At 58.4% G+C, this 19,731-nt stretch carries 17 protein-coding genes and 1 pseudogene; 8 read left to right on the top strand and 10 right to left on the bottom strand.

Features of this window, described 5'->3' with window-relative positions:
• Nucleotides 1–102: 102 nt before the first annotated feature.
• Nucleotides 103–591: a hypothetical protein gene (locus tag HSW_RS02970; protein ID WP_044000771.1), complete on the bottom strand. Its 489-nt coding sequence runs from the start codon at nucleotides 589–591 to the stop codon at nucleotides 103–105.
• A gap of 244 nt (nucleotides 592–835) precedes the next feature.
• On the opposite strand from HSW_RS02970, the gene HSW_RS02965 reads away from it, so the two are divergent.
• Nucleotides 836–1,624 carry an SDR family NAD(P)-dependent oxidoreductase gene (locus HSW_RS02965; protein WP_231501344.1) on the top strand — a complete coding sequence of 263 codons (789 nt, stop codon included), beginning with the start codon at nucleotides 836–838 and terminating at the stop codon, nucleotides 1,622–1,624.
• A gap of 163 nt (nucleotides 1,625–1,787) precedes the next feature.
• Here HSW_RS02965 and HSW_RS02960 read toward each other — a convergent pair whose 3' ends face one another.
• Entirely contained in the window at nucleotides 1,788–2,153 is a 366-nt protein-coding gene (locus HSW_RS02960; RefSeq protein WP_044000769.1) for a hypothetical protein, read from the bottom strand.
• A 315-nt stretch (nucleotides 2,154–2,468) separates the two neighbouring features.
• On the opposite strand from HSW_RS02960, the gene HSW_RS02955 reads away from it, so the two are divergent.
• Nucleotides 2,469–3,068 (top strand): C40 family peptidase, encoded by a 600-nt coding sequence (locus HSW_RS02955; protein WP_044000768.1) that lies wholly within the window; start codon nucleotides 2,469–2,471, stop codon nucleotides 3,066–3,068.
• Between the two features lie 158 nt (nucleotides 3,069–3,226).
• Nucleotides 3,227–3,580 (top strand): annotated as a pseudogene (locus HSW_RS25055) (YkvA family protein); the annotation flags it as partial.
• Nucleotides 3,581–4,000: 420 nt separating this feature from the next.
• On the opposite strand, the gene HSW_RS02945 reads toward HSW_RS25055, so the two are convergent.
• From HSW_RS02945 to HSW_RS02925, 5 genes are all read right to left on the bottom strand, one after another.
• On the bottom strand, nucleotides 4,001–4,273 hold the full coding sequence (locus HSW_RS02945) for an acyl carrier protein (RefSeq protein WP_044000767.1): 273 nt from the start codon (nucleotides 4,271–4,273) through the stop codon (nucleotides 4,001–4,003).
• 196 nt (nucleotides 4,274–4,469) lie between these two features.
• Entirely contained in the window at nucleotides 4,470–7,883 is a 3,414-nt protein-coding gene (locus HSW_RS02940; protein ID WP_044000766.1) for an efflux RND transporter permease subunit, read from the bottom strand.
• Between the two features lie 19 nt (nucleotides 7,884–7,902).
• Entirely contained in the window at nucleotides 7,903–9,036 is a 1,134-nt protein-coding gene (locus tag HSW_RS02935; protein ID WP_044000765.1) for an efflux RND transporter periplasmic adaptor subunit, read from the bottom strand.
• A gap of 100 nt (nucleotides 9,037–9,136) precedes the next feature.
• The gene (locus tag HSW_RS02930; protein ID WP_044000764.1) at nucleotides 9,137–10,828 is read right to left on the bottom strand and encodes a TolC family protein; all 1,692 of its coding nucleotides are present in this window, start codon (nucleotides 10,826–10,828) and stop codon (nucleotides 9,137–9,139) included.
• Between the two features lie 24 nt (nucleotides 10,829–10,852).
• Nucleotides 10,853–11,467, bottom strand: a complete 615-nt coding sequence (locus HSW_RS02925) for a TetR/AcrR family transcriptional regulator (RefSeq protein WP_044000763.1) — start codon at nucleotides 11,465–11,467, stop codon at nucleotides 10,853–10,855.
• Between the two features lie 213 nt (nucleotides 11,468–11,680).
• On the opposite strand from HSW_RS02925, the gene ispF reads away from it, so the two are divergent.
• The 4 genes from ispF to HSW_RS02905 all read left to right on the top strand — a co-directional run bounded on the left by ispF (nucleotide 11,681) and on the right by HSW_RS02905 (nucleotide 16,782).
• Nucleotides 11,681–12,157, top strand: coding sequence for a 2-C-methyl-D-erythritol 2,4-cyclodiphosphate synthase (gene ispF / locus HSW_RS02920; protein WP_044000762.1), 477 nt, complete (start codon nucleotides 11,681–11,683; stop codon nucleotides 12,155–12,157).
• Between the two features lie 162 nt (nucleotides 12,158–12,319).
• Nucleotides 12,320–14,002, top strand: a complete 1,683-nt coding sequence (locus HSW_RS02915; protein WP_044000761.1) for a M28 family peptidase — start codon at nucleotides 12,320–12,322, stop codon at nucleotides 14,000–14,002.
• A 268-nt stretch (nucleotides 14,003–14,270) separates the two neighbouring features.
• Nucleotides 14,271–15,692 (top strand): LutB/LldF family L-lactate oxidation iron-sulfur protein, encoded by a 1,422-nt coding sequence (locus HSW_RS02910; protein ID WP_044000760.1) that lies wholly within the window; start codon nucleotides 14,271–14,273, stop codon nucleotides 15,690–15,692.
• 52 nt (nucleotides 15,693–15,744) lie between these two features.
• Nucleotides 15,745–16,782 (top strand): hypothetical protein, encoded by a 1,038-nt coding sequence (locus tag HSW_RS02905; RefSeq protein ID WP_052346046.1) that lies wholly within the window; start codon nucleotides 15,745–15,747, stop codon nucleotides 16,780–16,782.
• Between the two features lie 3 nt (nucleotides 16,783–16,785).
• Here the strand turns inward: HSW_RS02905 and sdaAA are convergent, their stop codons facing one another.
• Entirely contained in the window at nucleotides 16,786–17,691 is a 906-nt protein-coding gene (gene sdaAA, locus HSW_RS02900; RefSeq protein ID WP_044000759.1) for an L-serine ammonia-lyase, iron-sulfur-dependent, subunit alpha, read from the bottom strand.
• Between sdaAA and HSW_RS02895 the strand changes: the two genes are divergently transcribed.
• Nucleotides 17,675–18,280: a hypothetical protein gene (locus HSW_RS02895; RefSeq protein WP_155832799.1), complete on the top strand. Its 606-nt coding sequence runs from the start codon at nucleotides 17,675–17,677 to the stop codon at nucleotides 18,278–18,280. The two genes, sdaAA and HSW_RS02895, sit on opposite strands and share 17 nt — an antisense overlap.
• 76 nt (nucleotides 18,281–18,356) lie before the next feature.
• Here the strand turns inward: HSW_RS02895 and msrB are convergent, their stop codons facing one another.
• Nucleotides 18,357–18,815, bottom strand: a complete 459-nt coding sequence (gene msrB / locus HSW_RS02890; RefSeq protein ID WP_044000757.1) for a peptide-methionine (R)-S-oxide reductase MsrB — start codon at nucleotides 18,813–18,815, stop codon at nucleotides 18,357–18,359.
• Nucleotides 18,816–18,898: 83 nt separating this feature from the next.
• Nucleotides 18,899–19,693, bottom strand: coding sequence for a M949_RS01915 family surface polysaccharide biosynthesis protein (locus HSW_RS02885; protein WP_052346045.1), 795 nt, complete (start codon nucleotides 19,691–19,693; stop codon nucleotides 18,899–18,901).
• Nucleotides 19,694–19,731 lie beyond the last annotated feature (38 nt).

Raw genomic sequence — 19,731 nt, 5'->3', positions numbered from 1 at the left:
TAAGCGTAATTGGCCTCTGGCAGTAAGACTTTTCCTGCCCCATACACACAAGAGGGCCCGATTGTATCGGGCCCTCTTGTGTATAATGAAAACTACGGTACCTTACAGGTCAGCGGCGTAGTCGTCCTCGCCGTAGCTGCGGGTAGCCCCACGGTACACCGATTCGTTGGAGTTTTTCCAGGTGGTGTCTTCGTCTTTGCTGCTACGGTAGGTCTGGCCTTTCGGGGCACTGCTCTTTGAGCGCAAAGCCAGCCAGCTCAGGCCGCTTACCAACAGCGCGCCACCTACTACCTTCTGGGTGGGCGTGAGCCGGTTCACCTGATCTACGGCTTTCGTACCGAGGTCTTTGGCTTTGGAGCTGATATCTTTTACCTGCTGGGAGAGCTGGTTTACATCAATATTTTTCAGCCACTGCTGCTGGTCCAGCCACGACTTCTGCTGGCCATCCTGACGGGTGGATACCGACTGGGTGTTCACAGTCGAATCGTTCTGTTCCGACTGTTCCGACGAGCCGGACACTTCGCTGGCGGGCGTGAAGGTGATGTGCTTATGGGCTGGAGCGCCGGGCTGATGTGATTTTTGTGTGCTCATGGGAGTAGGATTTGCGTGATAGGAAGAGTTAGTGGAACGGCCGCAAGGCCAGTTCTCTCCCCTATTCGTGAAAAGTACACAGAAGGTTACTTTGCTGCTTAGCCAACGGCCCATATCCAGCCTGTTCCCGGTATTTTCCGTGGTTGACAGTCCGGATTTTCTGTTTTTCATCCTCCTTCTCAGCCCTTCAGGCAATGGGGAAGGATGCCCGCTGCTAAACATCCGGAGGAGCTTCCCGTTTGGGTTGCTACGTACTTCTCCTAACTCCCTTTCGATGCCCTTCACGCCCGTTGCCGATTCTGCCAAACGCTTTCAGGATAAAATATGCCTTGTCACGGGGGCTACTTCAGGTATTGGCCGGGCAGTGGCCGTACGCCTAGGCCGCGAAGGAGGCCGCGTTGCCGTGCTGGGCCGCGACGCCAATGAAGGGAAGCAAACCGTCCGCCTTATCACGCAGGCTGGCGGCGAGGCATTATTTATCCGCACCGATGTGGGCAAAGACAGCCAGTTGGTGCAGGCCGTAGAGCGCACCTTGAAGGAATGGGGTCGGATTGACGTGCTCATCAGCAACGCCGGCATGATGACCTTCGACCCCATTCAAAAGCTGGCCCCTAAAGCATGGGATGAGTTGATGCAGGTGAACCTGCGGCCATTGTTCCGGCTTACGCAACTCTGCCTGCCGCACATGAAGCACGGAGCTATTGTGGCCGTCAGCTCCGTACATGCCCAGCAAACCACTGCCAATGTAATTCCCTACGCTGCCAGTAAAGGGGCCACCGAATCATTTGTGCGCGGGCTCAGCCAAGAAATTCCGCACACTCACGCCCGCATTAACGCCGTAGCTCCGGGGGCCGTGGATACGCCCATGCTCTGGAGCAACCCCAATATCAAAAGCGGCAAGGAGAAGCTAACCGGCCAGGTAGGCACGCCCGAGGAGCTGGCGGCGGCTATCTGCTTTATGGCCTCCCCCGAAGCCAGCTTTATCAACGGCACCACCCTGGTGGCCGATGGCGGCCGGCTGGCAGCTTTATAAAATGGTGAATTTGTGAAGTGGTGCGTTTGCCGTTCTGTCGGCACAAGCGACGCAAACAGAACGGTAGAAACCATCTTTCCATTTACTCAAAGCCCCGTTGGGGCGGCAATGCCGCTCCAACAGGGCTTTGTATTTTATTATGCTGAACATCGAATTCAGCATTTCACAATTTCACCTTCGGCGTAGGGTGGCGCTCGGCAATTGAAGGGAGGGGTTTGCCCTGGGCGTAGAGGTGAGCATCCCGCTCGGCGGCTTCGCGCGCGGCTACTTCAAAAGGAATATTAAAGTAGCCGTGCCGCATCCAGTCGCGCAGGTAGCGGGCCAAGAAACCCAGGCGGCCATACTGCTGAAACTGGCGGATGTGCTCCATCTCGTGGGCCACCCAGAACGGATCCTGCAGAAACTGTTCGCGCGTAACGCCGCTCAGATGAATGCTGTTGCCCAGCACCATGGCCACATTAGGCGCACGTAATTTGAGCCGAGCCAAACGGGCAAAGGGCGAATTTTCGACGATGCGGGGCTGTTGCATGGGGCAGGAAAAACAGGGCGGAGTATACGGAGGGCATTTTGAACTAGTTGGGTTTTTGAGTGTAATTTTTTCAAAAACAAGTTGTGTCCTTAGAAGAACTTACACCCAATTCGGGATAAAAGCTTGGTGCTTCTGGGTATTTAGGGTTAGCTTTAACCAATGGCCGTCGTCTTATTCATAAGATTCGACGCCTGAAAAGGGTATTTTCATCACGTTTTTGTCATCCGGATTTCCGGTTGCCTATCGGTCAAAAAGAAGCACGCACAACGTTGCCGGCCCGCCTTCGGCAGCGCATCCTCCCTCCCACGACGGACAATGAAAAACAGCATTCTGTATTGCCTCGCCGCGGCCTCGATGGTCCTGTCTTTTTTCTTCGAAAAAAACCCCGCTGCCAATTCCGCTTCGCCTCTGGCAACTACGCAGCAAGCTTCTCTTCTCAGCACCCTGTTCTCAGGGGAAGAGGAACCCCGCCTGCTCACCGCCTCCGATTCGGTAGCTTACGATAAAGTAGCGCATCGGCTGGGCATTGAAGCCAGCTATACAGAAGACAAATCATTGCTGGAAACCGTGGTATCGTGGTTGGGCACTCCTTACCGCTACGGCAGCAACAGCAAAAGCGGTACCGACTGCTCCGGGTTTGTGACCCGCGTATTTAAAGAAGTGTACGGCGTAACCCTGCAACGCAGTTCCCGCTCCATGTTCACCAGCGTGAAACATGTGCAGAAGGATGAAATGCAGACCGGCGACTTGGTGTTTTTCCGTCGAGGTCCGGGCCAGCCCATCTACCACGTTGGTATTTACCTGAAGGATGGCAAATTCGCTCACTCAGCCTGCGGCGGCGGCGTCATGGTAAGTTCCCTGAACCAAGCCTACTACAGCCGCAATTTTTACGCAGCAGGCCGCGTGGAGCGGTAGACCAGCTAGTTTTTACAGTTTGAAACGCCCCGTTTTTGCAAACGGGGCGTTTTTGTTTTTTCTGCGACCTTAGGTCTGAAAACCATTTTACTGAAATGGCGGTATAGCCCAAAGTCAGACGCTACATTCGGTCTACTCCTTTCTCTCCCTCCGCACACATGGATAAGCAAACTCCCAAAGGTGAGGACATAGCCTCCTCCCCGATTTTTAAGAAATTCGTCGGTAAGGCCGAAGAATATATCAAGAAGCCTACGCGCATGAAGCAGCTGCTGAATGACGCATATACCAAAGCCAGCGACAAAAAGGACGTTGGCTCTATTGCGCACGAAGCCTGGGAAACCCTGCAGACAATGCTGCGACTGGTTCGCACGTCGGTTTCGGGTGAATACACGGGCCTGCCCACTTCTACGGTGGTAGCGGCCGTGGCCGTGACTATTTACTTCCTAAGTCCTATTGACCTCATTCCGGACTTTATTCCGGTGCTGGGTCTGTTAGATGACGTAGCCTTGGTGGCTTGGTTCAGCACGACTATTAAAGAGGAGCTGGATAGGTTTCTCGAGTGGGAGAAAACCCGCCCCAGCGTGGTAGAGGATGCCGTTGTAGTGTCGGATGATGAGCCGGCCCGCCCAGTTGCTTCCGCATCGGGCCACCCCAAGACCTCTTCTGAAGTACATACTTCCGCTACACCCTATTCTGACGTGGCTACCACCACAACCGACAGCACCCGGGAACCCAATGAATCGGCGGACAGCCGGCCCAATGGGGGTGATGCAGGCGGTAACGTTCGGTAGTTTCTAGTCCAGGCCAGTACCAATAAGGAAGCCCCGTGGGAGCAGCCGCACCGTAGTGCGCTGCCCCCACGGGGCTTCTGACGTAGTTGGGTACTCCGCTACTTCATTTTCCTGTAAACGGATAGAAGCAACGGTAAGTCGTTAAGCGGCTTGTTGCCGGGCCGGGGTGTGCGACACCACGTATTTCACGAAGTCACCCACCGTTGCCAGGGGTACTTCATCGGGGATGGTGATGTGGAAGTTTCGCTCCAACTCCAGAATGATATCCACTACATCCACGGTATCGAAGCCAAACTCGCGGCTCAGGTCGGTACCGATACGCAGGCGCTTGGCCTTGATGGCCTTCCGCTTGCTGATGATGCGCAGCACTTGCTGCTGAATTGTTTTAGGGGCGGTAGTCGTCAGGAGAACCATACGAGAAACGACAGGGTACGAGAGAGAAAAAGCGAGCAAGCAGGGCCAGCTCCGGCACTAGCCCGCCCGTTCGGGCGGAGGAGTATTCGAGCGCCGGAAATGGTTGCAAGCGCGGTCAGAAAAATCGGGGCGTTATCTGGGGCACCGGGCGGCACGCAACGCATCAGGTTACGTGCCGCCCGGGCCTGGTCAGATACTAGTACTCGGCCATCACCGGAGGCGTGGCGGCCTCCACCTCTTCGGCGTCGGCGGGGGTTTCGGGGTGCTTCTGCAGGCGCAGTTTGAGGCTTTCCGTCAGCAGGTACATCACCGGCACTACCAGCAGCGTGATGCCGGTAGCAAACACCAGTCCGAAGATGATGGTCCAGGCCAGCGGGCCCCAGAACGTTACCGACTCGCCACCAATGAAGAAGTTGGCGTGGCCGGAGTTGAACAGCTCGTAGAAGTCGATGTTCAAACCAATAGCCAGCGGAATCAGGCCCAGCGTGGCGGCCGTGGCAGTCAGAATTACCGGGTTGAGGCGGGTACGGCCGGCCAGCACAATGGCTTCGCGCAGCGGCATGCCCTGGGCCCGCAGGATGTCGGTGAACTCCACCAGCAGAATCCCGTTTTTCACCACGATACCAGCCAGGGCGATAATGCCCACGCCCGTCATCACAATGCTGATGTTCATGCCCGTAATAGCCAGGCCCAGCAGCACCCCAATCACCGAGAAGATGATTTCGGTGAGGATGATAACCGGCTTGCTGACCGAGTTGAACTGCATCACGAGGATGAGGAAAATGAGGCCGATGGCGCCCACGGCAGCAATGCCAAGGAAATCGGAGGTTTCCTTCTGGTCCTCCTGGGCCCCGCCCATCTTGATGCTGTAGCCGTCCGGCGTGGGATAGGCTTTCAGGGCGGTTTCAATCTGCGCCACCACGTCGGGACCGGTGAAGCCGCTGAGCACGTTCGATGAGATGGTGATTACGCGCTTCACGTCTTTGCGCTTGATGCCGCCGTAGGTGGTGCCGTAGTTCACATCGGCCACTGAGGAGATGGGTACCTGGCGGATGGCGCCGGTAGCGTCGCGGAAGGTCAGGGGCGAGTTCAGGATGGCGTCGATGTCGTCGCGGTAGGGCTTGGCATAACGCACCTGAATCGGGTACTCGTCGTCGGGAGTCTTGAATTTGCTGGCTTCCGAGCCATAGATGGCCGTGCGTACTTCCACGCCGATCTGGGCCGTGCTGATACCTTCCCGGTTGGCCCGGATCCGGTCGATGTTCACCGCAATTTCGGGGTTGCGGTCTTCCAGGTTGGAGCGCAGCTGCTCAATACCCCCGATTTTCTTCGACTCGATGTAGCGGGTCACGTCCTTCGACAAGGCAATCAGCTTGGGGTAGTCGTCGCCGGCTACCTCAATAGCAATGGGCTTACCGGTGGGCGGGCCGCTCGACTCCTGGTCCACGGCAATTTCGGCACCGGGAATGCCTTTCACTACCTCCCGGATTTTATCCATGTAGGTGGCGGTGGGCGGGCCGGTCCGGTCGCTCATCTCCTTGAAGGCCACGGCCACCTTGGCCAGGTTCGACTGGGAAGTACCAGCGGCGGAGGCTTCGCCGGGGTCGGAGGCCCCGATGGCCACGTTGGTAATCACCGATTCCACGTCGGGATTATCTTTACCGATAACGCCGTAGATGCGCTTTTCAAGTACGCGGGCAATGGAGTCGGTTACATCCACCCGCGTGCCTACCGGCATTTTGAGGTAGGTGTACACGAATTTCGGGTCGCCTTTGGGGAAGAAGTCCACCTTCGGATTGCGGGCTCCCACGGCGAAAATTGACACCACGAACAGCACCAGCATGCTCACCATCACCAGCACGGGGTGGCCAATGGCCCAGCCGACGAGGCTGGCGTAGCCATCCTGGAAGCGGGGCAGCGCCTTGGTCTGGAACCAGGCAATCATGTGCACGAACACGAACCGGTCAAGGGCCACGAACACGGCCAGCGTCAGCATCAGGTTGCCCACGAAAGTAGAGCCGGCCGCGTAACCCACCAGCGCGATGAGCACCATGACACCCATGGCAATGAGGAAGTTGCGCGTCACTTTGGGCTTTTCGCCGGTGTGGTGGTCTTCGCGCTCCATGAAGCTCACGGCAAATACCGGATTCATGATGAAGGCCACGATAAGCGACGACATCAGCGTCAGAATCAGCGTCACGGGCAAATAGAACATGAACGAGCCCACGATGCCGGGCCAGAACATGAGCGGCACAAAGGGCGCTACCGTGGTGAGCGTACCGGCCAATACCGGAATGAATACCTCGCCGGCGGCGTACTTGGCGGCCTGGGCCGTGGTCAGGTTGGGATGCTCGTGCAGCAAGCGGTGGGTGTTTTCAATTACCACAATGGCGTCATCCACCACAATACCCAGGGCCAGCAGGAAGGCGAACAGCACAATCATGTTCAGAGCAAAGCCGAAGCCCGGCAGCAGCACGAAGGCCAAGAACATGGAAATCGGCACCGAGAGGCCCACGAATAAGGCGTTAGTGGTGCCCATGAAGAACATCAGAATCAGCGTTACTAAGATAAAGCCGATGATGATGGTGTTGATCAGGTCGTGGAGCGTAACGCGGGTGTCGTTGGACGTGTCGCCGGTGACAGTAATGGTCAGCTCCTTGGGCAGCGTCTTTTTCGACTCGTCGATGATCTGCTTGATCTTGTCGGAGGCGTCAATCAGGTTTTCGCCCTGGCGCTTGATGACGTTCAGGGTCACGGCGGTTTTGCCGTCGAGGCGGGCGAAGGACTCCCGGTCCTTGAAGCCGTCGGTGACAGTGGCAATGTCGCCGAGGCGCACAGCCGCGCCGTTCAGGTTCTTCACCTGGATGTTGGCAATATCGGCGGCACGCACGTACTGGCCGGCTACGCGCACGGCCCGCTTCTGCTCGCCCACGTCAATGGAACCGCCCGAAATAGTAATGTTCTCACGGCCGATGGCGGCCGAAATATCGGAGAAGCTCAGGCGGGAAGCGCGCAGCCGATTCAGGTCCACGTCCACGTTCACCTGCTGGTCGAGGGCCCCGATGATGTCGACGCGGGTAATTTCGGGCAGGGCCTCAATCTTATCCTGGAAATCATCGGCGAACTTCTTGAGCTGGCTCACGGGCAGGTTGCCGGCCAGGTTCACGTTCATGATGGGCAGTTCCGAGAGGTTTACTTCCTGCACGGTAGGCGGTGAAGGCAAGTCGTTGGGCAGTTCATTCTGCGCCTTGTCCACGGCGTCTTTGATGAGCTGCTTAGCGTACTGCACGTCCACGCCGGAGGTAAACTCCACGTCCACGATACAGTAATCCTGGTTCGAGGTCGAAGAAATCTTCTTCACCCCGTTCACGCTCTTGATTTCCTTTTCCAGCTGCCGCGTCACCAGGTTTTCGATGTCGGTGGGCGACGTGCCGGGGTAAATCGTGGCCACAATAATGCGGGGAATCACGATATCCGGGAATTTCTCCTTGCCCAGCTTGATGTAGGAAAAGATACCCATCACACACAGAATGAGCGTGATGATGTAAATACTGGTCTTATTATCAATCGACCAACTGGTTGGTCCAAACTCTTTTTCGGGATCCTGCATGAGTTCTGATTTTGACGTTCTAGCTCCGCGCTCCTTCCAGCGTCACTACTTGGCCTTCATTCAGGTTCTGGTAGCCGGCCGAGATTACCTGGTCGCCGGGCTGAAGGCCACTGGTTACTTCCACCTTGCCGTTGTAAGTCTGGCCAACCTGGATAATGCGCTTGGCAGCCACTTTCTGGCCACCCCTCTGCCCTATTATCAGCACAAAGCTGTTCTGTTCGTCCTTCTGCACCAGGTCTACGGGCAACACGGTGGCGTTCTGGCGGTCGTAGTTCTGAATGCGGACGTTAGCCACCATGTTGGGGCGCAGCTGGCCGGCCTTGCTGCCGTTCAGGCGTAGCTCCGTCACGAAGGTGCGGCTGGTGGGGTTGATGGTGCTCGATACTACCCGGACGGTAGCCGTAGCTTCTTCGCCCCCCAAGTCGGGAATGGTCACCAAGGCCTTATCGCCTACTTTAATGCGGCTGGCATAGGCTTCCGATACATCTACCACAATTTTGCCGGTACCACTGCTGCTGAGCAGCTTCACGACCGGTGCGCCGGGCGCTACAGTTTCGCCCAGCTTGGGCAGCACATCATCTACCGTACCCGAGAAGGGAGCCACCACGCTGTACAGGGCGCGCTGCTGGTTGAGGGTGGAGAGGTTGCGTTGGAGGGCCTGGTAGTTGTTTTTGGCCTGCAGATACTGGATTTCGGTACCAATCTGCTGTTTCCAGAGGCGGTCCTGCTTCTCATATATCACGCGGGCCAGATCCATGCGGGTGCGCAGCTCGGCAATGTTCGCATCCAGAATGCTGGCATCCACGGTGGCTAGGGTCTGGCCTTTGCTTACCCGGTCGCCGCGTTGTACGCGCAGGCTGGTGAGGGTACCGGCAGCGCGGGCCGCTACGGTGGCGTTTTGGTCGAAATCAACCCGACCCTGTACTTCGAGGTAGCTCTTGAAGCTTTCGGGAGCCACTTTAATCACCGAAACCGGCGTGGTCAGCACGGCCGCATCGGCGCTGGGGCCGGCTTTGGCTTCCAGCGCAGCAATTTTGGCTTGGTTGGCCGCCTGTTCGCTTTTCAGCTTGGCCAGCTCGGCCTTGGGGTCTTTTTCCCCGCAGGCAGTCAGCAGGCCCAGAGTCAGGAGAAAGGCAGAAGAGAGGTATTTCATCTTTGGAAGAAGCTAGGAGCTTTGGAGTTTGGAGCTAGAACATCGTGGTTGGGCAACTGAGTCAGAAGCTTCTAGCTCCTTGCTTCTGACTTCTGGCTTCTTATTTCCGGGCTTGGTTATACAGCTCGCCGGTGGCTTTGTCGCGGTCCACCTTGGCTACCAGCACGTCGTAAATGGCGGCGTAGTAGTTGGTCTGGGCTTCGCGCAGGCTGGTTTCGGCCGTTACCACTTCCAGGTTCGAGCCTACGCCCTCCTGAAACTTGATGCGCGATACGCGGGCCACGTCGGCGGCTAGGTCGAGGTTGGCCTTTTGATTATCCAGCACGTCCAGGGCGTTGATGAGCGTAGTGCGGCTCTGGGCATCCTGCAGGTCAATGCTCTGGCGCAGGGTTTCGAAGCCTTTCTCCACCGTTTGCTGGGCAATGCGGGCCTGCTGCACCTGGTACTTGCGGCGGAAGCCATCAAACACCGGTACCTGCAGGCTCAGTCCCACGTTGCCAAACCCGAACCAATTCTGGTTAGGGAAGCCGTTGCCAGCCCGCGAGTCAGGCCCCCGAAAGGCAAACAGGTCGCCGGGGTTCTTGGCCGAGCCCGAGAAACCGTAGGCGGCCGTAGCCAGCAGCCGTGGGTAAGCCCCGGCGCGGCGGTTAGCCAGATCCAGCCCGGCCAACGCCTGCTGGGTTTCCAGAGTACTGAACTCGATGCGGTTGTTGTAGTTGAAAGCGGCGGCTAGCTGGCCCGTGCGGGCACCACTGAGGGCCGTTTGCTGGTCCTGCTGCCGTTGCGCGTCGGTGTTGCCGGTTGTTGGAGCCGTACCAGTTGGCACGTCGCCCAGTCCGCTTACACCGCCACCGGTAGCGGCGCTGGCTACGCCCAGACGCTGGCGCAAGGCCCCGGCATCTACCACGGCCGCCCCCAGCGAATCGGAGAGCTGAACGGTTTGGCTCTGGGGCAGGCCCATCTGGAATTTCAGCAGGGCCACGCTCAATTCGGTCAGGCGCTGTGCTTTCTGCTGCTCCACCAGCAGGTTATTGCGCTGCACCCGCAACCGGTCCACATCAATTTTTTCGGCGAAACCGGCCTTGAAGGTTTCGTTGGTCTGATACAGCACCGTATCGAGGCGCTGCACGTTGCGGGCCAACAGCGTGAGGCGGGCCCGGGCCACGAGCGTGCTGTAGTATGCCTTGCTCACCTGTTCCACCACGTCGATTTCGGCCTGCTGGGTCTGCTTCTTGGCCAGGTCTTCGTACACCTTGGCCGCTTTCAGCCCGATGAGGTAAGACCCATCGAACAGCAGCTGCGACACCGAGGCGCTGGTGTTGCCGGCCCATTGCAGACCAAAGGCAAACGCCTGTGGCGGCACCGGCTCCGAGGGCAGCGTTACTGTGCCCAGGTTTACCGTCCGGCCGCTTTGGGCGGCGGCAATATCGGCGGGCGTGAGGGTCGTAGCCGAGCTACCGCCCCCCAGCGCGCCAAAATCTACCAGGCTTTTCTGCAGCTTAAAGTTGTCGGCCACGTTAGCCGCCACGTTTACCTGCGGCAAGCCAGCCGACTTAATCTCCCCCACCTTGGCCCGGGCAGTCTGCTCGTTGAGGCGCGTGGAAAGCAGCGTGGGCTTGTTCTTGACGGCGTAGTCGATGGCCTGCTGCAACGACAGCGGCATGAGCCCAGTGGCCATGGAGGTGGCCAGGGCTGGTTGCGCGGCCGGAGCCGTCTGCGCCAGGGCCGCCCCGGCGGGAGCCAGCAGGCCCGGCGCGGTAGCCAGCAGCAAAACGCGGATGTTGTTTTTCATATCAGGGAAAGCGGGTGATGAAGCTTATTCTTCTTCCGTCACATGACGGTACTCGTTGATGAGTTTGTGGCCCCGGAGCGAAACCACGCCCAACAGGAAATGCTCGTTGCAGGCTATCTGCACGCGCATCTGGTCGAACTGCGCGTGCGGAAATACTTCCGGATCAAACAGCACGTCAATCTGAGCCAGGCGCAACCGGGAGAGCACCTCAATGTCGAGGTCGGCGCGGTAGAGGCCTTCGGCTACGCCCCGGCGCAGGTTGGCCTGAATCTGCTGCAGAATGAAGCTGCTCTTGTGCTCATGAAACAGCCCCCAGGCGGCCGGATAGTACTTGCGCAGATCGTGGATAGCATTGGGGTTGACGTTGGAGAACTGGCGTTTGGCCCAGTCCATCATCTGCACCATCTCGTCCACCGCGTTGCGGGCGTGCCCGATGATACCTTCACACTCACCCTGCACCCCGTGCAGGTGGCTGGCAATGACGGCCGAGACAATCTGATCCTTGTTTTCGAACCACTTGTAGAGCGTCTTCTTGGAGATGCCCAGGTGGGTGGCAATGTCGTCCATCGACACACTCTTAATCCCGTTGCGGGTGAAGAGCCCAATGGATGCCTGTAAGATTCGGTCTTTGATTTCCATGATTACGGCAGCAAAGGTACGCCGGAAACTTTTAATGATTCCAAAGTTTCCATTAAATTTCTGCTATCCTTTTTCACTGGTTCCGGGCCGTGTGCCCGTGCGGACGCACAGCGCAGGTTTTTACCTTACCCGCCGGCGGTTTTTTTTGCTCTTCCCCAACGGCCGCATTACCGTACCTTGTCGCTCTATTCTGTTTTCCTTCCTTTGAACTCTATGAAAATCCGGACTGGCTTCGGCTACGACGTTCACCAGCTGCAGCCCGGGCTGCCCTTCTGGCTTGGCGGCATTGAGGTACCTCACACCCACGGGGCCCTGGGCCACTCCGATGCCGATGTGCTCATCCACGTCATCTGCGACGCGCTGCTGGGCGCGGCCAATCTGCGCGACATCGGCTTCCACTTTCCCGATACCGACCCGCAGTACAAAGGCATCGACAGCAAGCGGCTGCTGAAGGAAGTAGTGCGTTTGCTCACGGAGCGCGGCTACACCATCAGCAACATCGATTCCACCGTCTGCCTCGAAGCTCCCAAAGTGAACCCGCACATTGCCGAAATGCAGCGCGTACTGGCCGAGGTAATGGGCATCGACGCCGATGACATCAGCATCAAAGCCACCACCACCGAGAAGCTGGGCTTCGTGGGCCGCCGCGAAGGTGTGGCCGCCTACGCCTCGGTACTGATCACCAAGTAGCCCCGTAGCGCGAAGTCTGCTTCGCGTTTTGTTACTCATGACCGGGCATATCTGTGTAGCAGAACTCGAAGACAAAGGCTTCTCGCTACCAGCTGCCGGATGCAGCCTTTTGCCGCCACCTTGTCTTTAGCCCACCTCCACCCCTACCACTTCTTACGCTGTATGAACAAAACTTCCCTGCTCACCTGGCTGCTGGCCGCGGGCGTAGCTACCTCCGCGGTGGCCCAGGCTCCCGAGAAAGTCAAGGTAAAAGCTAAGCGCAAAGCCAAAACTGAAGTAACGGCCACGCCGGTACTGGAAACCGCCGCCCCTGCTCCCGCCGCCGACCTGGCCCAGGGCTACGCCGAAACCATCACCCAGGCCGATTTGCGCCAGCATCTTTCCGTGCTGGCTTCGGATGCGTATGAAGGCCGCGAAACCGGTGAGAAAGGCCAGAAAATGGCCGCCGAGTACATTGCCAAGCAGTTCGCCGACCTCGGTCTGCAGGGCCCCGTGCAGGGCTCCGACAACCCCTACCTGCAGCACTTCACCATGGTGCGCAGCTCCTGGGCCGATGGGGCCACGCTGAAAATCGGGACCAGCAGCTACAAGTGGCTGACGGATTTCTACGCCCTCGGCGGCAACGGCTTCGCGCAGGAAACCAGCGTGCAGCCGGTGTTTGCGGGCTACGGTATTGAGCAGGATGGCTACTCCGACTATGCCGCCCTGGGCGACGTGAAGGGCAAGGACCTGCTGATTTTGCTGGGCGAGCCCCAGACCGACAAAGGCGCGGCCCTGCTGGGCAAAGATGGCCAGAACAGCAAATGGGGCCAGGATTTCCGGGCCAAGCTCACGCTGGCGGCCCAGAAAGGTGCTCGTTCGGTGTTCTTTGTGGATTTCAACCCCAACAGCAACTTCGAGAAGCTGGCGGCCCGCATGGCCCCGTACATCAGCCGGCCCAGCATTGCCTTCAAGGAAGCCTCCCAGACGACCCGCCCCACGGCGTATTTTGTGAGCCCGGCTGTGGGCTACAAGCTGCTGGGCAGCACGGCCCCGGCCGTAACCAAATACACCGCCGCCGTTAATAAGGCGGCCAAGCCCACCGCCAGCCCCTTCAAGCCCGCCAAAGTAGTGGTGAAAGCCCCCAAGAAGGCGGAGGACTTCGTGACCGAAAATGTGCTGGGCTACCTCGAAGGCTCGGACCTGAAGGACGAAGTAATGGTGCTGTCGGCGCACTACGACCACATCGGCATTATTAACGGCGAAGTACACAACGGTGCCGATGATGACGGCTCGGGTACCGTGACGGTGCTGGAAATGGCCCAGGCGTTTGTCAAAGCCAAGAACGAAGGCCACGGCCCGCGCCGTAGCATCCTGTTCCTGACGGTAACGGGTGAGGAAAAAGGCCTGCTGGGCTCGGAGTATTACACTGACCATCCCATCTTCCCGCTGGAAAAGACGATGGTGGACCTGAACACCGACATGGTAGGCCGCACCGACAAGGACCATGAGGGCAAAGGCGACTACGTGTACGTCATCGGCTCCGACAAGCTCAGCTCCGAGCTGCACACCATTCTGCAGGCGCAGAACGAGAAGTACACCAAGATGGACCTGGACTTCCGCTTCAACGACCCGGAAGACCCCAACCGCTTCTACTACCGCTCCGACCACTATAACTTCGCCAAGCATAAAATCCCGGTAGCCTTCTTCTTCAACGGCGTGCACGATGACTACCACGGTGCCGGCGACGAAATCGAGAAAATCGAGTTTCCGAAGATGGAGAAGCGCGCCCGTCTGGTGTTCTACACTGCCTGGGACCTCGCCAGCCGCGACAAACGCATTGTAGTGGATTCGAATAAAAAGTAGACAGCTCAGTCTGTCATTACGAGCCGGAGGCGAAGTAATCCGTACTTTTCCAGGCCCCAGCTCTGACCTATTCCAAGCCCCTGACGCCAGCACTAGGCGCCAGGGGCTTTCTGCTTTTCAGGGCTTCTGACCCTGATAAGGAAGGATTGCTTCGGCTGCGCCTCGCAATGACTCCGATTCTGAGTCACCCCAAATAAAAACCCGCTGAACCTCTCAAGGTCCGGCGGGTTTTTATCTTTGCTAAGAACCCGTTGTACTCTGTGCTGCCATGAACCCGACGACTCTCACGCCCGCCCCCAAGAAATCGGCCCAGTTTCTGGTTGATTCCGACCACAAGGCTTTTGATCTGGAGCACCGGCGCAAAATCCGGTTCAACATTGGCAAGTACAACGCCGCCGTGCAGACCGGTTTGGGCTTCTACCAGGACCACGAGCTGGCCCGCAGCCGCGCCTCCTATCTGAAAACGGAGGTAATTAACCGCCTCGATGAGTATCTGCTGCAGTTCGAGGAGAAGTTTACGGCCCGGGGCGGCAAGGTTATCTGGGCCCAGAACGCCGAGGAAGCCTTATTTGAGGTGGGCAAGATCATGGAGCGCCGGAAGGCCCGCACCGTGGTGAAAGCCAAAAGCATGACCACTGAGGAAATCCACCTCAACAAGTACCTGGAGAAGCGCGGTATTGAGTCGGTAGAAACCGATTTGGGCGAGTTTATCGTGCAGCTGAACGGAGAGCGGCCCTACCACATCGTGACGCCGGCCATGCACCTGAGCAAGCTGGATATTGCTGATATCTTCGTGAAGCACCTCGGTATTGAGTACACCGACGATGCCCAGAAGCTGGTACTCACGGCCCGCCATCTGCTGCGCAACAAGTACACCTCGGCCGAAGTGGGTATCACGGGCGGCAACTTCCTTATTGCCGATACGGGTGCCGTGTGCGTGACCGAAAACGAAGGCAACGCCCGCCTGTCGGCCACGTTCCCGAAAACCCACATTGCTATTGTGGGCATCGAAAAGGTGATTCCGAGGCTGCAAGACCTTGATTTGTTCTGGCCGCTGCTCAGCACCAGCGGTACCGGTCAGCAAGTCACGGTGTACAACACCATCTATACCGGTCCGCGCCAGCCGCTGGAAAAAGACGGACCGGAAGAAATGTTCGTGATTCTGCTCGATAACGGCCGCACCAACCTGCTGGCCCAGCCCGATAAGCGTGAGGCCCTGAACTGCATCCGGTGCGGGGCCTGCCTGAACGTGTGCCCGGTGTACAAAAACATCGGCGGCCATACCTACGAGGCTACCTACTCCGGCCCCATCGGCTCCGTGATTACGCCCCACCTCTCGGGCATGGCCGAAAACAAGCACCTGAGCTACGCCAGCAGCCTGTGCGGTGCCTGTTCCTCGGTGTGTCCGGTGCGCATTCCCATTCACAACATCCTGCTCAAAAACCGCCAGCAAAGCGTGCAGGAGGGCCTCACCGAAAAAGAGGAGCGTCGGGCCGTGGGGCTGTGGCTGTATGGCATGAAGCACCGCTGGGTGTGGGATTTGGCCCCCGCCGCCGGTAAAAACTGGGTGCTCAGCCGCCTGTTGGGCGAAGTAGGCTGGAACAAGCGCCGCGACGCCGTGCAGGTGGCCCCCAAAACCTTCCGCCAGCTCTGGAAGGAACGGAAATCGATCAGTCAGCCAACTCTATAGCAACCCTGGCAGTACAAGCAGGGCGGCACTGCAGCCGCCCGTGTTTCTGTATATGCCTGATGTAGTGTTTCGGGTACTGGCTTTTGCGGCTGGTGCTTTTTTGGTCGCGTCCACCGTACTGGCGGCCATTCAGTCGTTTGTGTTGCCCCGGAATGAGTCGGCCCTGCTGAATACCTGGGTGTTTCGGGTGGTGCGGCGGGCGTTTGAAGGTATGGCCGCGCTGGGTCGCACCTACAGTCAGCGGGATAAGGTAATGGCCCTGTACGCCCCGGTAGGCCTGGTAGCCTTACCTATTGTGTGGCTCACGGTGGTCAGCCTCGGGTATACCGCTATTTTCTGGGCCCTGGATGAGGGCGACCTGACGCGCTGCTACCGCATCAGTGCCAGTTCGTTGCTTACCATCGGGGCCGATGAGCCGACGCATGGGCTGGTCGCCAGCGTCATGTCGTACTCCGAGGCTACGCTGGGGCTGCTGCTGCTCACACTGCTCATTTCTTATCTGCCCACCATGTACCAGGCATTTTCCCGGCGGGAGCTCACAGTAGCCCGGCTGGAACTGCGGGCTGGCATCAAAGCCTCGGCGGTGGAGCTGTTGCTGTGGCTCAACCGAACCGGCTCCTTTCAGGATGACAGCCAGCAGTGGCAGGCCTGGGAAGAGTGGTTCGTGGAAATTGAAGAAACGCACACGTCCCTGGCCATTCTGGCGTTTTTCCGCTCCCCGCAGCCGGGCCGCTCCTGGGTAACGGCCGCCGATGTCATTCTGGATGCGGCGGCCCTCATCAGCAGTACCGTGTCCCAGCCCCGCGACCCGCACATGGTGTTGTGCTTCAAAGCGGGCTGCGTGGCCATCAACCGAGTGGCGCGCTACTTCAAATATGAGGCCCAGGCCCAGGATACAGCCGGCCCCGCTCCCGACGAGCCGCACCGCCACGATTTTGCGCTGGCCTGCCAGCAGCTACGAGCGGCCGGTATTGCGCTTCAGGAGGAAAACGGGGCCTGGGAACAATACCTAGAGCTACGGAGCCGCTACGCCGGGGCCGTTGCATATCTGGCCCGGCTCGTTATGGCCCCGGAAATCAAACCGATTTAGTCCTTACTGCTGGTCTTCGTCAGGCAGGATGTGGACGTCCTGCACCAGCACCATCTTCTCTATTTCCCGGCCCCGGGGTGTATTGGCCAAGCCGCCGAGGGCCGTTTCCTTGTACCGGGTTTCCATGGACTGGCCAACTTCGCCCAGGGCCGCCACGCACTGATCCACGGGAATCACCGGGTCGACGCCGGCAATGGCAATCTGGGCGGAGCTGAAGGCAATGGCCGAGGCCGAGGCGTTGCGTACCACGCAGGGCACTTCCACCAGGCCCGCCACCGGGTCGCAGACGAGGCCCAGCATGCACTGAATGGTAATGGCCACGGCAGCAAACGTTTCTTCTACCGAGCCGCCCAGGCAATACACAATGGCTCCCGCGCCCATAGCCGCCGCCGAGCCGGTTTCAGCCTGACAGCCGCCCACGGCGCCGGCGAGAGAGGCGTTCTGCTCGATGATGAGGGCCACGCCGGCTGCCACCAGCAGGCCTTCCAGAATGGCGCGGTCTTCCAGCTTATGAATATCCTGGAGCGTTACGAGCACGCCCGGTAGAATGCCCGAGGCCCCGGCCGTGGGCGCGGCCACCACCCGGCCCATGCACGAATTCACTTCCTTCGCGCCCAGGGCCCGCGTAATCAGGTTTTTGAACTCGGGGGAAAGCACGGTTACCGGCGAGGCGGCAATTTTCTTGGCCCCATTGTTTACCATACCTGAGCGGGACGTCATGTCCTGGGTGAGGCCGGTATGCACGGCGTCGCGCATCACATCGTAGGCGCGTTGCAGCCCCGTCCAGATTTGTTCTTCAGTGCGGCCTTTCTGCTCGATTTCGTAGGCCAGCACGGGTTGGTAAAGCGGCTCGCCGGTGGCGGCGCAATGCGCGCCCCAGGAAGCAAAATCGGTGAAGAGCAAAGACATGGGTGGGAGGAAAAGTGGGGTGGGCGGCAGAACAACTAAAAACGGACTGAATTTCTACGGCGAAGCTCGTATTTTGGCAAGTAGCAAACCTGTTGGCTCTGGTATTCTACTTGCTGATTTTGTATCTGTGTCTTTAATGAAAAATCATTTTGTCGCCTCCTCTTTGGTAGGCGCTGTACTCTCTGGCCTCACTGCCTGCCACTTCAATTCCTCCCGTCTGAATAACGAACAGGATAAAATGGTAGCCGAAAAGTTGATGGATGGTTACTTTTCTAATCAGAAGGTCAGCCAAATTACCCCCAATCTACAGCTGTTTTCGGCCCGTTTTTGGCAAGCTGCTTCGCGGGATGAGGTAATGCAGCTTTTCAAAAAGCGCGACGAAGTATTAGGGCAGTTGCAAAGTACTTCTCTAGAAAACTGGACAACCAAAGTTACCAGTGGCACTAATCCATCGGGCGAGTATCAGTTGCAGTACAAAAATAAGTACACCAAAGGCGAGGCTGCAGAAACTTTCAGACTGGAGCGCGAGGCAAATGACTCCCTAAAAATTGTGCACTACAACATTAACTCGAAAGAGTTTTTCCGTTAATATTTAGAGAAAGACAAAAGCGGGCCGCAGATATAACATCTGCGGCCCGCTTTTTCGTGCTGATAGAGTATGCTTTCTACGCCTTCTGCGTCTCACTCACCAACTTCACGCTGGCCGAGTTGATGCACAGACGCAAGCCGCCGGGGGGCGGGCCATCGGGGAAGACGTGGCCCTGATGGGCGTCGCAGACGTTGCAGAGCACTTCCACGCGGGTCATACCGTAGCTGGTATCCTTCTTGTAGCGAATGGCGCTTTCGTCGACGGGTTGGGTGAAGCTGGGCCAGCCGGTGCCGCTTTCAAACTTGGTGCGGGAGTCGTAGAGCGGGGTGCCGCAGCACACACAGGCGTAGAGGCCGGCCTCGTGGGCCTCGCAGTATTCGCCGGTGAAGGCCCGCTCGGTGCCGTGCTCCCGCGTAACGTGGTACTGCTCGGGTGTGAGCTGGGCGCGCCACTCGGCATCGGTTTTTTCTACGCGCTTATCGGGGGCCGGGCTGCCGTGGTTGGCCAGCCGGATTACGTCGTTCCAGGTTTGCATGGGTTGGGAAGATAAGGTCAGCAAAGTAACTGCTGTGCAAACGCAGAGGCGGGCGGGAAGTTTTCTCACACTACCGGTGTGTTTCAAAGTTCTTCCAGCGTATTTCCCTGCACCGACCACCGCCGCCATTCCTGCCGGGCAAACCGCAGAAAGGCGGGTGGGGCCTTCCGAAAATCCTTCTCGTTTTCGTAGCGCCCGCCAAACAACTCGTAATGTACTTCCAGCCGGGCCGCGCTGATGGTATCCAGACAACAGGCATTGGCGGGACGGCGCTCGGAAGCTGGAATCGAGTCGTACTGCACTACCGTATAGCCGCGCAATGCGTACTTGGCCGCGCCTTCGTGCATAATGAGCTTCAGGGTAGCCGGGCTTACGTCGCTGGTGCAAGTAAGCGAGTACAGCAGCGTCGTTTCGGTTAGTCCGTCGTCATCCAGGTCGGTTACAGCCGTGGCCCCAGGCACCGGCCCCAGTCCCAGATCAAACGGACAGCCAGCCACCCCATCTTGTAGGTGCCATAGCTCCTGCCACTGGCCAGCCCGCTGTACATACTGGCGGGCATACATATCCACCGACTGTGCTTCTTCCGGCCCATCGGGCTGGGGCGGGTCGTCGCGGACAGGACTGCGCGTAAGTACCAGCAGATTCAGTCCATTCTTATCCCTCCATTGCTTTAGTTCCAATACCCGGCCCGGTTGGCGTGGCACTCCGGCCGGCAGCTGATTGAGCGGCAGGTTTTGCACGCGGACTACGTTGTCAGCATCAACAGGAACAACGGCCGCAGGCGCTGCGGGACTTGCCACCGTGGTTTCAGGGGAGGAGCGTTGTTCGGAACAGGCAACCGCGAGGGACAGGGCCGCCAGCCAGAGAATGAAGCGCATCACGTATCGGAGTAAGTAGGTTTCAAGTATAGGCAGAA

This window comes from Hymenobacter swuensis DY53 (genome assembly GCF_000576555.1).
GTDB classification, from domain to species: Bacteria; Bacteroidota; Bacteroidia; order Cytophagales; family Hymenobacteraceae; genus Hymenobacter; species Hymenobacter swuensis.
The sequence above is the reverse complement of the archived record's forward strand: the minus strand, read 5'-3'. Positions and strand labels throughout refer to the sequence as shown.